The organism is uncultured Megasphaera sp. (assembly GCF_958350005.1).
Lineage (GTDB): Bacteria > Bacillota > Negativicutes > Veillonellales > Megasphaeraceae > Megasphaera.
Window position 1 is genome coordinate 1 of the sequence record NZ_CATWFF010000041.1, and the last position, 13,501, is coordinate 13,501.

General features: G+C 48.8%; 14 protein-coding genes. All 14 read right to left on the reverse strand.

Translation table 11 applies throughout. From position 1 onward, the window contains the following. Positions 1-95: 95 nt before the first annotated feature. Genes Q3886_RS03820 through Q3886_RS03885 form a run of 14 tightly spaced genes read right to left on the reverse strand, consistent with a single transcriptional unit; the run spans position 96 to position 13,484 of the window. Positions 96-1,184 carry an LptF/LptG family permease gene (locus Q3886_RS03820; RefSeq protein WP_301859842.1) on the reverse strand — a complete coding sequence of 363 codons (1,089 nt, stop codon included), beginning with the start codon at positions 1,182-1,184 and terminating at the stop codon, positions 96-98. Positions 1,185-1,200: 16 nt separating this feature from the next. Beyond that, entirely contained in the window at positions 1,201-1,920 is a 720-nt protein-coding gene (gene lptB, locus Q3886_RS03825) for an LPS export ABC transporter ATP-binding protein (protein WP_301859843.1), read from the reverse strand. Between the two features lie 18 nt (positions 1,921-1,938). Beyond that, the gene (locus tag Q3886_RS03830) at positions 1,939-2,670 is read right to left on the reverse strand and encodes an LptA/OstA family protein (RefSeq protein ID WP_301859844.1); all 732 of its coding nucleotides are present in this window, start codon (positions 2,668-2,670) and stop codon (positions 1,939-1,941) included. 3 nt (positions 2,671-2,673) lie between these two features. Then, positions 2,674-3,228 carry an LPS export ABC transporter periplasmic protein LptC gene (gene lptC / locus Q3886_RS03835; RefSeq protein ID WP_301859845.1) on the reverse strand — a complete coding sequence of 185 codons (555 nt, stop codon included), beginning with the start codon at positions 3,226-3,228 and terminating at the stop codon, positions 2,674-2,676. Continuing rightward, positions 3,200-4,141 (reverse strand): lysophospholipid acyltransferase family protein, encoded by a 942-nt coding sequence (locus Q3886_RS03840; protein ID WP_301859846.1) that lies wholly within the window; start codon positions 4,139-4,141, stop codon positions 3,200-3,202. Before Q3886_RS03840 ends, lptC begins: the two co-directional genes overlap by 29 nt. A 20-nt stretch (positions 4,142-4,161) precedes the next feature. Next, positions 4,162-4,692 carry an HAD family hydrolase gene (locus Q3886_RS03845; protein ID WP_301859847.1) on the reverse strand — a complete coding sequence of 177 codons (531 nt, stop codon included), beginning with the start codon at positions 4,690-4,692 and terminating at the stop codon, positions 4,162-4,164. Further along, positions 4,692-5,663, reverse strand: coding sequence for an SIS domain-containing protein (locus Q3886_RS03850; RefSeq protein ID WP_301859848.1), 972 nt, complete (start codon positions 5,661-5,663; stop codon positions 4,692-4,694). The genes Q3886_RS03845 and Q3886_RS03850 overlap by 1 nt, the downstream gene beginning before the upstream one ends. A 15-nt stretch (positions 5,664-5,678) precedes the next feature. Then, on the reverse strand, positions 5,679-6,527 hold the full coding sequence (gene kdsA, locus Q3886_RS03855; RefSeq protein ID WP_301859854.1) for a 3-deoxy-8-phosphooctulonate synthase: 849 nt from the start codon (positions 6,525-6,527) through the stop codon (positions 5,679-5,681). Further along, complete coding sequence (kdsB, locus tag Q3886_RS03860) at positions 6,527-7,273, reverse strand: 3-deoxy-manno-octulosonate cytidylyltransferase (protein ID WP_301859849.1); 747 nt, start codon at positions 7,271-7,273, stop codon at positions 6,527-6,529. Before kdsB ends, kdsA begins: the two co-directional genes overlap by 1 nt. A gap of 4 nt (positions 7,274-7,277) precedes the next feature. Then, the gene (lpxK, locus tag Q3886_RS03865; protein WP_301859850.1) at positions 7,278-8,414 is read right to left on the reverse strand and encodes a tetraacyldisaccharide 4'-kinase; all 1,137 of its coding nucleotides are present in this window, start codon (positions 8,412-8,414) and stop codon (positions 7,278-7,280) included. Positions 8,415-8,429: 15 nt separating this feature from the next. After that, positions 8,430-9,761 (reverse strand): 3-deoxy-D-manno-octulosonic acid transferase, encoded by a 1,332-nt coding sequence (locus Q3886_RS03870; RefSeq protein WP_301859851.1) that lies wholly within the window; start codon positions 9,759-9,761, stop codon positions 8,430-8,432. Continuing rightward, entirely contained in the window at positions 9,758-11,518 is a 1,761-nt protein-coding gene (gene msbA, locus Q3886_RS03875; RefSeq protein ID WP_301859852.1) for a lipid A export permease/ATP-binding protein MsbA, read from the reverse strand. The genes Q3886_RS03870 and msbA overlap by 4 nt, the downstream gene beginning before the upstream one ends. Further along, a complete protein-coding gene (gene lpxB / locus Q3886_RS03880) occupies positions 11,515-12,657 on the reverse strand; it encodes a lipid-A-disaccharide synthase (RefSeq protein WP_301859853.1) in 1,143 nt (380 codons plus the stop codon). Before lpxB ends, msbA begins: the two co-directional genes overlap by 4 nt. Before the next feature lie 11 nt (positions 12,658-12,668). After that, positions 12,669-13,484: an LpxI family protein gene (locus Q3886_RS03885; protein WP_301859855.1), complete on the reverse strand. Its 816-nt coding sequence runs from the start codon at positions 13,482-13,484 to the stop codon at positions 12,669-12,671. Positions 13,485-13,501: the final 17 nt, after the last annotated feature.

Consider the following 13,501-nt stretch of genomic DNA (forward strand, 5'->3'; position numbering starts at 1 on the left):
ATATAACATTATAGTCATTCTGTCATTCTCTATTTTACATATGCACATAAAAAAAGGCTGACAGTCCGAACGATACGCCCGAACTGCCGGCCAGTTTATTTCGACTTGCGATATACCAGGTATATGCCGGCAATACCGCACACGATATCCGGCAAAAAGGCTGCCAAGTACGGCGGAATACGGCCGCCATTGCCGAGAGCATTGCCCATCGTCATAATCGAGTAGTAAATAAAAATGACGACAACGCTGATTCCAAAGCCAATAGACGAACTTCCCCGCTGCTTCTGCATGCCCAGCGGGGCGCCGACAATAGCACAGACTAAACTGGCCAGCGGCAGAGCAAAACGATTATACATTTCTACTTTCATCTTGTTCGTATCGACCGAATTTTCATCGAGGAGCTTAATTTGTTCACGCAATTCGCGAATTGTCAATTCATCGGGGTCTTTCTGAGATGCCGTAATTTTTCCGGGACGCTGCGAAATAGGCAAGGCCTGATTGGTAAACCGCATCGTCCGGTTAACTCCTTCGCCGCCAGAGACATCAAAAATCGTTCCTTCATGCATGACCCACTTGGAGCCGTTCCAATCAGCCCGATCGGCTTTTTCCACACGCATGAGCACATCGTTTTCAAATTCCTGCACCGTAATGTCCCGCAGTTCTTTGGTTTCCGCATTGTATTGGCGGGCATACATGAGACTGGATATATCAGATCCGCTCGTATTTTTTATGATAATGTGATCCTGCGATGCCGGCGCCACATTATGTTTGATTTCTTCATTGATAATTGTATTATATGCATTATTTGCCTTAGGAACCACATATTCATTAAACGCCGTCGTACCTAGGGAAATAAAAAATGCCGCAATGAAGATAGGCATAGCCAGGCGGACAAAGTTCTGTCCTCCTGCGCGCATAACAATAAGTTCGCTGGAACTGGACAGCCGGCCAAAGGCCATCAGTGAGCCGAGCAGTACAGACATGGGAAAGGTCACGACGATAATAGACGGCATGGCCAGTACGAGTACGCGAAAGGCGGCCCAGAGAGAGGCGCCGTATTGATTGATTAAATTGGCAATCCTGTATAGTGTGCCTGTGCCGACAAAAACAGCCGTAAATGCACAGACACCAAATAAAAAGGGACTGATAAATTCCTTTAATATATACTTGTCTAATATTCGCATTCCTGTCTCCTGCCTGTTACATCCTAAATTCTTCGCCTAAATAGAATTTTTTCGCAATCGGGTCGTTGGCAATTTTCTCCGGACTGCCTTCCAGCAGAATGCGGCCTTCACTCAGAATATATGCTTTATCTACAATGCTCAAAGTTTCCCGTACATTATGGTCAGTAATGAGAACGCCCATTCCCCTCTGTTTTAAATGACTGATAATGCCCTGAATTTCATTGACTGCCAGCGGGTCTATGCCGGCAAACGGTTCATCCAATAAAATAAACGCCGGATCCATAACCAGACATCGGGCTATTTCAACACGGCGCCGCTCGCCGCCGGACAACTGAATGCCCAGCCGGTCGCGGAGTTTAAGAATGGAAAATTCTTCCATCAGCGCTTCTGCCTTCTTTTTCTGCTCTTTCTTGCTCATCTTTGTTGTTTCCAACATGGCCAGAAGATTGTCCTCTACAGTCAGTTTACGAAAAATCGATGCTTCCTGCGGCAGATAGCCAATTCCGTATGCAGCTCGTTTATGAATGGGCAGCCCCGTTACTTCCTTGTCGCCAATAAGAATGCGCCCTTCATCAGGATGCTCAATTCCTACAATCATATAGAATGTTGTCGTCTTACCGGCACCGTTAGGACCAAGAAGACCGACAATTTCTCCCTGATTGACAGCAATGCTCACCCCTGCTACAGCGCGTTTTTCTTTATATAGTTTTACAAGATTCTCTGTTTGAATCTGCATGGTCTGCTCCTCATCCGTCTATTCGCCGTCCGGTACGATGACCACAGTAGAACGGGTCATGGTCTGCACGGAATTGTCAGCCAGGCGAATCAGTACATTATCGCCGTTCAGGGTATTGCCGTTCTGTACAGCATGAACGTCTCCGGTCAGATGAATAACCCCATCATTGACATTCGGCGTCTGTGTATATACGGCTTGTCCGGCATAGGCTGTCAAATGGTCAGCCGGCGATTCAATGTGAACACTGCCAGTACCTACAGCTCTGATTTCCTTAAACCAGGCATCAATATGATCAGCCCACATCTGCGATCCCTGGGCTTCGAGATACCCGTTGCCCGTAACAATGCCATAGTCTTTATCCAGATAATATTCTACCTGATCGCCATTTACCTTTTTATCGCCGTATATACCGCGTACGCTGCCTATGGCAATGATATAATTACGGTTCGTCGAATGTAATTTATCAGCATTGAGCTGCATATCCGGCTGCTGTACAGCAACATTGCCTTCCATGTCGGCTTCGGCAGTCTTCAAATTATAGACGGCATGATTCCCGGTCATTGTCGCCTGATCGCGGACAATAACAACATTGCCTGTTGCCGTTGCTACCTGGGTCTTGCCGTTGTATTCCAGTCGATCAGCAGTCACGGACACAGACGGTGCATCAGCCGCCATCAACCCTGATGCAGGCAGACTCATCAGTCCGGCTGCAGCAACGGCAAGTAATACTTTTTGTATTCCCTGTATCATGGTCTACTCTCCCTTTGTTACCTGGGCATGGCCAGTGAGCGTTACATTATCCATACTCGTATTGGTTTCAAATGCATCGGCCCGGAGACTCGTATTGTCATGACGATTCATGACGACTTTCCCTCCGGAAACAATATGCGTATTCATATTATAATACACACTGCCTTCAGTCTGCAATGTATCATTTTTATTTGTTTGCGCCTGTACAGGCGGCTTGATTTCAACGGTGCCTTTCTTTTTATCTACAATTCCCCGCGGCGATGTCAGCGTCATTTCCGTGCCATCATCACCAACTAAAAGGGCCTTGGGATTCGTAAAATACATAACTTCCGTTTCCGGATCAATCATGATTTTATCAGCCGTCAGCCGCCATACAAGGTTGCCGTCCTTTTTCTCTTCCAGTTCTGAGCCTTCAAACTCAACCAGCTTATCCGGACTGACTACAGGCGGCGCAGAAACAGGCTGGTTTAGAAGGAAATACAGAAATGCAGAAAAAGCCAGCACAGCGGCTGCACCAATAATGGTTATTTTATTTTTCTTCAGTGTTTCTACCATCATTGCTCTGTACCTCTCCTTCCTGCTGCAGCGCTACAATTTCCTCCGGCTTTGTACTCCACCGATGTTGGAACCACAGCCATTCCGTAGGATGCTCTTTAATAAACTTCTCCGTCAAAACGGCCATTTTTCTGGTCAGGCGGGCAATATCTGCCTCTCTATCGCCTGTATCTTCATAATACATGACATCGCCAATGATGACGCGATGGTGATGATGCTCATCATGGATGGCAAAAATAGGCAGAATAGGAGAACCAAATTTTCGGGCAAACAGAGCCGGGCCTTTGGGAGTAGAAGACATTTTTCCCAGAAACGGCTGAGGCACACCGTAAAAACCGCCATCCTGATCGGCTAAGAAGCCGAGGATTTTCTTCCGTTTTAACGCTCTGGCAGCAATGATCATTTCATTGCCGCCGCGGGCAAATACTTCCAGCCCCATCATTTCACGATTTTCATTTAACAATCGCGTTACCTGATCGTTCGGCTGTTTCTTGACAATCGTCGTCGTCGGATACCCATTCAGAGCCAGTGATGCGCCCATCCACTCCCAGTTGCCAATATGACCGGTCAGGACAATGACGCCTTTATTTTCTTTCAGCGCAGCTTCCAGTTTTTCCGGATGCTCCAGTGTAACATACTGGGATATATTCTCTTTTGTCAGTCTGGGGGTATACAGTATTTCCATAAGGGACTGCCCCAGATTTTGAAAAAGGGCGTCCATAATTTCATTGGCTTTTGCTTCGCTGCATTCCAGACCGCGCATAACATGAAACACGCCTCGGCGGCGCTGCTTTTTCAATAGCTTGCCTACGAGGGGGCCCAGTTTGCGTCCCAATGAAATAACAGTTCCGTACGGAAGGCGGCAAACAATGCTGCCTAATCCCCGGGCCATATGATACTGCCAGTCATTAAACACAATACCGACGCTCCTTTCTCTTATTGAATAGCGGCCGTTTCACCGCTCATATATCGGCGAAGCACGTAATCCCACTGGTTCTGCTGCTTGAGAATATATTCAATCCACTCCCGCAGTGCACCGTGTCCGCCATTACAGGATGCTACAAAGACCGCTGCCTGCCGTGCTTCTGCACAGCCATCTGCCGGTGAGGCGCCACAGCCTACATTGGCAATAACAGACAGGTCGTTAAGATCATCCCCCATATACGCAATTTCTTCCATGGAAATATGCAGGTCCTGACACAGCTGATTTACAGCAGCCAGTTTATCTGACACATTCTGCAGCACCCAGTCAATATGCAGATCTGCTGCACGGCGTGCAACCATAGGCGACGTGCGTCCCGTAATGATAGCAGTCTGTATGCCTGCTGCCCGGGCCAGGGATATGCCCATGCCGTCGCGGGCAGAAAATCCTTTCATAGCATCGCCGTCAGGGCCGTAGTAAATCGTCCCATCAGTCAGTACACCGTCGACATCAAAAGCGATCAGTTTCAGTTGTATTCCGTCCATCAGACAACTCCCTGCCGCAGCAAATCTGTCAGGTGAATCATGCCAATAGCCTTTCCGTCTTTATCGACAACAGGAAGTACTGTAATGGGCCGGGGCTGATTTTTTTCCATAATATGCAGTGCTTCTGCCGCCAGTTTTTGTTCTGTAATCTGCCGCGGATTTTTCGTCATCATGGCATCAACAGGCCACTGCAGGAAATTGGAGCCTGTTTCCAGGCCGCGGCGCACGTCGCCGTCTGTTACCAGGCCTACGAGACGGCCTTCTTCATCCACTACAGATACGGCACCCAGTCCTTTTTCGGTCATCATGAACAGGGCATCCTGTACCAGGCTGTCTTCGGAAATGACGGGATTATCGTTCCCCTTATGCATGACGTTTTCGACGGTAAGGAGCAGACGGCGTCCCAGAGCTCCACCGGGATGAAAAATAGCAAACTGATCTTTCGTAAAGTGATGCGCAGACAATAGTACCACGGCCAGGGCATCCCCTAAAGCCAGGGCGACAGTTGTGCTCGTCGTCGGCGCCAGCCCCAGCGGACACGCTTCTTTTTCTACAGATGCATCGAGAATAATGTCGGCATTTTTGGCCAGCGTCGAATTATGGTTGCCTACAACGGCAATCAGTTTGGCACCGATTCGCTTCAAAGATGGCAGAATATTCAGAACTTCCATCGTTTCGCCGCTGTTGGAAAAGGCAATGACCACATCCTTGGATGTGACCATGCCGAGGTCACCATGAATGGCTTCTGCCGGATGAAGAAATACTGCCGGCGTTCCCGTACTGGATAAGGTTGCAGCCACTTTGCGGGCAATATGTCCCGACTTTCCCATGCCTGTTACAATAACCCGGCCAGGTGATTCCAAAATCATATGTACTGCCTTTACAAAACTCTGGTCCAGCGTAGGGATCAGTTTTTCAATACCCTGCGCTTCCTGATGAAGCACATCTCTTGCTTCTGCCAAAATATCCATGCCAAACTCCTCCGTTTATTCTTTCGCCGTACTAATACTTTTCCGGGTAATTTCATTGATTGCGATCATATCACGCAGCACTGCTTCGACCTGCGAAACATACAGCATATTCGGCCCGTCACACAATGCTTCATCCGGGTTATCATGGACTTCCATGAATACGCCGTCTATACCGGCACCGGCTGCCGCTCTGGCCAGATTGCCAATGAACTGCCGCTGTCCCGACGAATGAGTGCCGGCACCGCCGGGAAGCTGAACGCTGTGGGTCGCATCAAAGACAACGGGATAGCCGAAACTGCGCATAATCGGAAAAGCCCGCATATCGACTACCAGATTATGATAGCCCAATGAAAAGCCCCGTTCTGTCAGCATGAGGTTTTCATTGCCTACATGAGACATCTTTTCCAGCACATTTTTCATATCTGACGGAGCCATAAACTGCCCCTTCTTGACACTGACACATTTGCCAGTCCTGGCTGCCGCTTCCAGCAAATCTGTCTGTCGGCAGAGAAATGCCGGAATCTGCAGCACATCCAGTACTTCTGCTGCCGGTTCGATCTGTTCGATAGAATGGACATCACTAATAACGGGCACCTGCAGCTCTTCTTTTATATGCCGCAGAATTTCCAGGCCCTTTTTCAGTCCAGGACCGCGATAGGACGTATAGGACGAACGGTTTGCCTTATCGTAGGAAGCCTTGAAAATATAGGTAACGCCCAGTTTTTCGCAAATACGCTTCATTTCCTGCCCAATATGCAGGATACGTTCCGGATCCTCAATCACACAGGGGCCGGCCATGACAAACAGTTTGCCGTCGCCGCCAACGCGAGTATTCCCGATTTGTACTGATTTTACTTGTTCCATCATATCGTAGTATCTCCCTTATGTGCAAAATAAGCTCTCACATGTTCCAGATCTTCCGGCGTGTCAATGCCGATAAACTGATGATTCGTCGTAATTACTTTTATCTTATATCCATTTTCAAGAACTCGCAACTGTTCCAGCGATTCTGTTTTTTCTGCCGGCGTCTGAGCCATGGAAGCATAGGCGAACAAAAAGGTCCGGCGATATGCGTAAATGCCAATATGTTTGTATGGCTGAATACGGCCAGTAAAGGAATTACGCGGATACGGAATAAGAGAACGGGAAAAATACATGGCTTCACCGTGACAATTGAGGACGACTTTAACGGCATTGGGATCGTCATATTCATCTTCAGCCAAAGGCGTTGCCACCGTTGCCATTTCCAGTGCTGCATCGTCTTCAAAAGCCTGGCACAGTGAATCAATGACATCTGGTGCAATAAGCGGTTCATCGCCCTGCACATTAATAATGACATCGGCTTCCGGAAAATGACCGGCCGCTTCAGCCAGGCGATCTGTTCCGGTAGCGTGATCTTCCCGGGTCATGACGGCATGTCCGCCAAAGGATACGACTGTATCATACACTTTAGGGTTGTCAACAGCTACGACGACCTGACCTATTTTAGAAGCCTTCGCTGCCTGTTCATACACACGCTGTACCATTGGCTTGCCGGCAATATCAGCCAGCGGTTTTCCCGGCAGGCGCGTCGACGCATACCGTGATGGAATAATACATATAAAATTCATATCCTTACCCTCCTATCGTTTGCTGCAATACCTTCTGTAATACTGCGCTGCCCTTACGAACTTCCAGCTCAATTCCGAGGACATATAAAGGCAGCTCATATGTTTGTATCATAGCTGCATCCATTTTAACAGCATCTTTTTCTGTTGTAATCAATACGGCCCTGTTTTCCCGGGCTTTTTTCGCCATAACAGCACCGTCTGCCTGTCCATACTGATGATGGTCGTCATACCGCAGCGTATCGGCCAAAATATACCCCATGGAGCGGACCGTCTGTTCAAAGGATGCCGGATTGCCCAAAGCAGATACGGCAATTCCCCGCGTGTTTTCCGGCAGCGAAGGACATGAACCGTTTTCTTTTACGCTATTCCAGTCAGCAAAAGAAATACACCATGTAGGACGGTGAACGGTTTCAATAACCGGTGCGGTTCCATTATACCTGCCCAGGACCGTATATATGGAATCAATATCAGCCTGGTCCACCTGATCGGTCTTAGTCAGCATAAACAGGCCTGCCCGCTGCAGGTGTTCCAGAGGCTCGCGCAGCATGCCGCGCGGCAGGAGAAACCCGTTGCCAAAGGGATTCGTTGCGTCAATAAGAACAATGTCCAAATCCCGATGGAGCTGCCAGTGCTGAAACCCGTCATCCAGTATGAGAATCTGCGTGTGAAACAGCTGTTCCGCCAGCGCACCGCTTTTAGCCCGTTCTCTGCCTACCAGGACAGGTATGCCGGGAAGGCTGCGGGCCATCAGACACGCCTCGTCACCGCCAACAGCAGGAGACAGTAAAATATGTTCTCCATCGGACATAACAGCTGTTGCCGACTCCTTCTGTGACCGGTATCCCCGATTCAGCAGGGCAGTCTCATATCCCTGGTGCTGAAAATACTTGGCAATCATACAGGCTGCCGGCGTCTTTCCTGTGCCGCCGACAGTGATGTTTCCCAGGCTGATCACTTTGGCCTTCAGCCGGATCTGCCGTTCTGGATGGTCTGCATACATACCGTATTTTCGGCAAACTCCAATACGGTATAAAACAGCGGCTCCTGCCAGGATGCGCAATATCAGCCGATCCCACAGGGTATGGCCATGACCATGTATGAGATATAAAAAATATGAAGCAATCCGTGTCCGCAACGCCATAGTACTGCCTTCCTGTTAATATACTGTCTGCAGCAAATGCTGCAGGGCATCCAAGTTTTTCTTCGTCGCCCCCTGATTTTCCTGAACAATTTCCAGGCAGCTTCGCTTCATTCGTTCCGCTTTTTCCGGATGAATTAGTATATCCAGGCAGGTTTCGACGAATTCCTCTTCGTTTCGTACCATAATACAGGCACCGCGACTGCTGAGAAGATCAAATATTTCTACGAAATTAAACATGTTTGGCCCTACGACAATGGGCTTGCCGTGAGCAGCCGGTTCCAGAATATTGTGGCCACCAATGTGAACCAGACTTCCGCCGACAAAAATCAAATCTCCCAGGCTGTACACGCGGCCCAGCTCACCAATCGTGTCAAGAATAACGCCGTCATATGAAGGCGGCACCGGTTTGCCGGCCTGCATGTCACTTCTCTTCACCATCGTTACCTCATATTTCCGTCCTTCATCACGGACCAGATCGGCCTGATGAATATAGCGCGGCGCAATAATCAGCTTGGCGCCAGGGAAATGACTGCGTATTTTGACAAAGGCTTTATATACGGCGCCATTTTCCCCTTTATGAGTACTGCCGGCAATCATGATGGGGTATGTTTTTTCATCAAATCCCAGTTCGTGAAGGAACCTCTTTTTTTCCTCATCTGTCACGATGCCATAGGTCTGATCATATTTTGTATTTCCCGTAACGATTACTTTATTGGGATCGGCGCCAATATCGATAATGTACTGTGCATCAATACGGCTTTGCATGCAGAATACGCGAATCGTCGACAGCACGTGTTTGGTAAAAAAGGTAATCTGCCTGTATCGATTGGAGCTCCGCTGACTGATACGGCCATTCATCATCATGACGGGAATCTGTTTCTGTGCAGCAATGCGCAGAAAATTCGGCCAAATTTCCGTTTCTACCAGGACAATAACCCGGGGCTTGACAATATTCAGAATACGATTGGTCAAATAGGGCAGATCCAGCGGAAAATACAGAATGCCGTCAGCACCCTTAATAATCTGGTGGGCCATGCGGAATCCTGTCGCCGTAACGACAGATACAATAATGACCTCATTGGGATGGGTCTTGCGCATTTCCCGTACAATGGGACTGGCTGCTACAATTTCACCGACCGATGCGGCATGAACCCAAATAGCGTGGCGATTAGCAATTTTTTCCTTTAAATCATCAGGAAGGAACCCTATGCTCTGCTTAATACGCTGATAAAAGCCTTCCTCCCGAATAAGCCGGTAAATAAGCTGTGGAATGAGGATAGCCCAGTAAAACAGCAGCAGCATATTGTACAGCCAGTACATAGGGCGTATTTTTATCTTTGTTTTCATGGGTGTGTTCCCTCTGCAGTATTTTTAAACTGCACAGCATATAAATTAGCGTATAATCCTTTTTGTTTCAATAATTCATCATGTGTACCGGATTCCACAATATGGCCGTGATCAATGACAACGATGTGATCTGCATTGCGGACCGTACTCAGACGATGGGCAATGACGACAGCCGTCCGGCCTTCCATGAGGCGGTCCAGTGCGGCCTGCACAATCTTTTCACTTTCCGTATCCAATGCCGACGTCGCTTCGTCGAGAATGAGGATCCGCGGATTTTTCAGAATCGCTCTGGCAATGGCAATGCGCTGGCGCTGACCGCCGGACAAGGCACTGCCGCGGTCGCCTACAAAGGAATCATAGCCATGAGGCAGTCCCATAATGAAATCATGGGCATTAGCGGCTTTGGCTGCAGCAATAATTTCTTCATCTGATGCATCGAGCCGTCCATATAAGATATTTTCCCGAATCGTTGCATTAAACAACATTGTCTCCTGCGGTACAAGACCAATTTGCTGCCGCAGAGAAGAAAAGGTCACATCTCGGACATCAATGCCGTCAATGGTCAAGCTGCCGCCAGTAACATCGTAAAAACGGGGCAGCAAATTTGCTACTGTAGATTTACCGGCACCACTGGGGCCGACGAGTGCTACGACTTCGCCAGGCTGAATAGACAGGTTAAAATCTTTCAGCGCCGGATGTTCCTCATCATAGGCAAAAGATACATGATGAAACTCAATATGCCCCTGTACCGGCGGCAGCGTCAGGGCATGTTCTTTTTCCTTTACATCCGGTTCTGTATCGAGCGTTTCAAATACGCGGTCTGCTGCAGCCAGAGATTTCTGAATTTCACCGTAAATTTCACTGATGCGCCGTACTGGGTTAGCCAGGTTGATAGCATAAATAAGGAAGGCAATCAATGCGCCGGCAGTCATTTCTCCCCGAATGACACTCATGCCGCCATACCAGATAATGCCTGTAACGGCAATAGCAGCAAAAAACTGAATAAATGGCGTCAGCATAGCTGTCAGTTTCGTCGTCGTCATGAGGGCCCAGAAATTATTATCATTCTGTACGACAAAGCGTTTGATTTCAAAATCTTCCCGGTTAAAGGAGCGAATAATGCGGATTCCTGAAATGGATTCCTCCAGCAGGGCCGTAATATCTGCCATTTTTCCCTGTACATTATGCCCGGCCCGGCGCAGTCGGGCGCCGAAGAAGTTAATTGTAAACACGACCAGAGGAACGATAACCAAGGTCAGAATCGTCAGTTTCCAATACAGTACCAGCATGGAAACAAGGGAACCAACCAGAATAACTGCTTCCTGGACGAAGGAAATGAGATTGCCTGCAATGGCCGTCTGCAGCGCCGTAACATCATTGGTCAGATTACTCATAATATTGCCCGTCTTCCGGCGGTCAAAATACGACAGTGACAGGGTCTGCAAATGACGGTACAGTTTTTCCCGAATGTCATTGACAATTTTCTGGCCTACAAAACTCATGAGATACCGCTGGCCAAAGTAAAAAAATCCGCGAAGCAAAAAGAGCAGCAAAATGCCGATAACGATGAGATTCAGCGTCATCGTATCCTTATTGGCCAGAACTTTATCGATAACGTCCTTGATCAGCCAGGGAACGACGACATTGCTGGCACCGGAAAAAGCCATGCAGATAACGGCAACGACGAGCCGCTTTCTATAGGGCTTAATAAACATCAATAGGCGTTTGTAGCTTTGCCAGCTGTTATATTGCTTCATTCCGTATGTTTCTCCTTCGCAAATTGTAATATCGTTTCTGCAATACGCCGTACTGCTCCGGCTTTGCCCATTACCTGACGCACTTCCGCCATGGACTGCCGCAGCTGTTCCCGTTTCGAGTCTTCTGTCAGCAAGGGCTGCAGAACCTGACAAATTCCATCTGCCGTCACCTCATCCTGCCATAATTCCGGCATAATCCGATGACCCATGATAATGTTGGGAAGACCAATACTGTCTAAATGAACCAAAAACTTGGACAGCCAGTATGTCAATGTACTGACGCGGTAAATAAGCAGCGTAGGCAGTTCCATCAGCGCCGTTTCCAGCGTAGCCGTTCCCGATGCAGCAACAGCTGCAGTGCTGATATTCATCATGTCATACACGCATCCTTCGCCAACAGTGACAGATACGCTGCTGGATGCCAGAAGGGACTGCAGCAGTTCCGTATCTATCGTCGAAGCCCGGGGCAGCAGAAACTGAAGCTCCGGAATCGTATGGGCCAGCCTTTCCGCAGCAGCCAGCATTGTTGGCAGCAAATTCTGTACTTCCTGTACGCGGCTTCCCGGCATGAGCAGGACCGTCTTCTTATGCAGGTCCAGGCCAAAACGGGCCGCTGCCGCTTCCTTCGTCATCGTCGGGTGAACAGAATCCAGCAAGGGGTGGCCGGCATATACGACATTCGTTCCCATTTCACGGTACATATCCGCTTCAAAAGGAAACAGGGAAACAGCTAGATCGGTATACTGGGCAATCGTGTTGCCCCGGCTCTTATGCCAGGCCCAAATGGTCGGCAAAATATAATAGACGACGGAAATACCTTCTTTCTTCGCCTTCTGAATGAGCTTCATATTAAAGCCGGGATAATCGATGCAGACCAGAATATCCGGTTTTTCTTCCTTCATCGTCTGTATGAGAAAATTCCGCAGGCGATAAAAAAAAGGAAGTTTGCGAATAATTTCACCGACACCAATGACTCCCAGCTGGTTAATATCATATACAATACGTACGCCGGCTTCGCTCATGAGGGAGCCGCCCATTCCCAGCAGCTCAACAGACGGATCCAGCTCCCGCAAAGCCCTGGCCAGATTAGCGCCATGCATGTCACCTGACGCCTCGCCGGCAGAAAACATGATTTTCATAGGCGCTCCTTTTAAAACGTCTTATCTACGGCGCAAATACACAATCCCTGCCGATTGGCCAGTTCCAGCACGGCCTTCTGTTCTACAAACAGAGTGCGGTCCGCTTCAATAGCCAGCACGGTACAGCCGCTTTCCAGCATGGACTGAATCGTCCGCATGCCTACAGCCGGGACGTCAAAGCGGACGTCCTGATTAGGCTTGGCTACTTTGACGACAACAGCCTGACCGCGGCCCAGTTCACCGCCGCGGTGAATACAGGCATCTGTACCTTCAATGGCTTCCACGGCCATGACGGCCTTATGTTTTACAACTACAGTCTGACCAATATCCATACCGCCAATGGCCTTAGCCGTAGCAAAGCCAAAGCGAATATCTGCTGCTTCGTCCTCACTGGGACGGCGTTTCGTAAGGACGCCGACAGGCGGCATTAAAGGCTTCAAATACAACGTCTGATCGACCACTTCCAGACCGTCCTTAGCCAGTTCATCTACAATAGCCAGCATAATCGTATCGTCTTTGCGATTATGCAGCCTGGCCAGCAGCTTGAGCGCCCGCAGATCCGGAAAGGACAGTCCCTTAAACAGAATTTCCTTGGTCACTTTGCCAATCATCGTTACCTTCGTAACGCCTGCTTTGGTCATGGTTTTAATAATCTTATCCAACTTGGCCACATTGATTTCATAATATGCATCGGCCTCTGCTGCCAGTTCTGCTGCAACTCCGCTGACAACGGCAATGACGATAACTTCATGGCCTGTCTGCTGCGCAGCCCGCATAAATTCAACAGGCAGCTGACCGACGCCGGCCAGTAATCCTACTTTTTCCATCTCCATCACCTTTATAC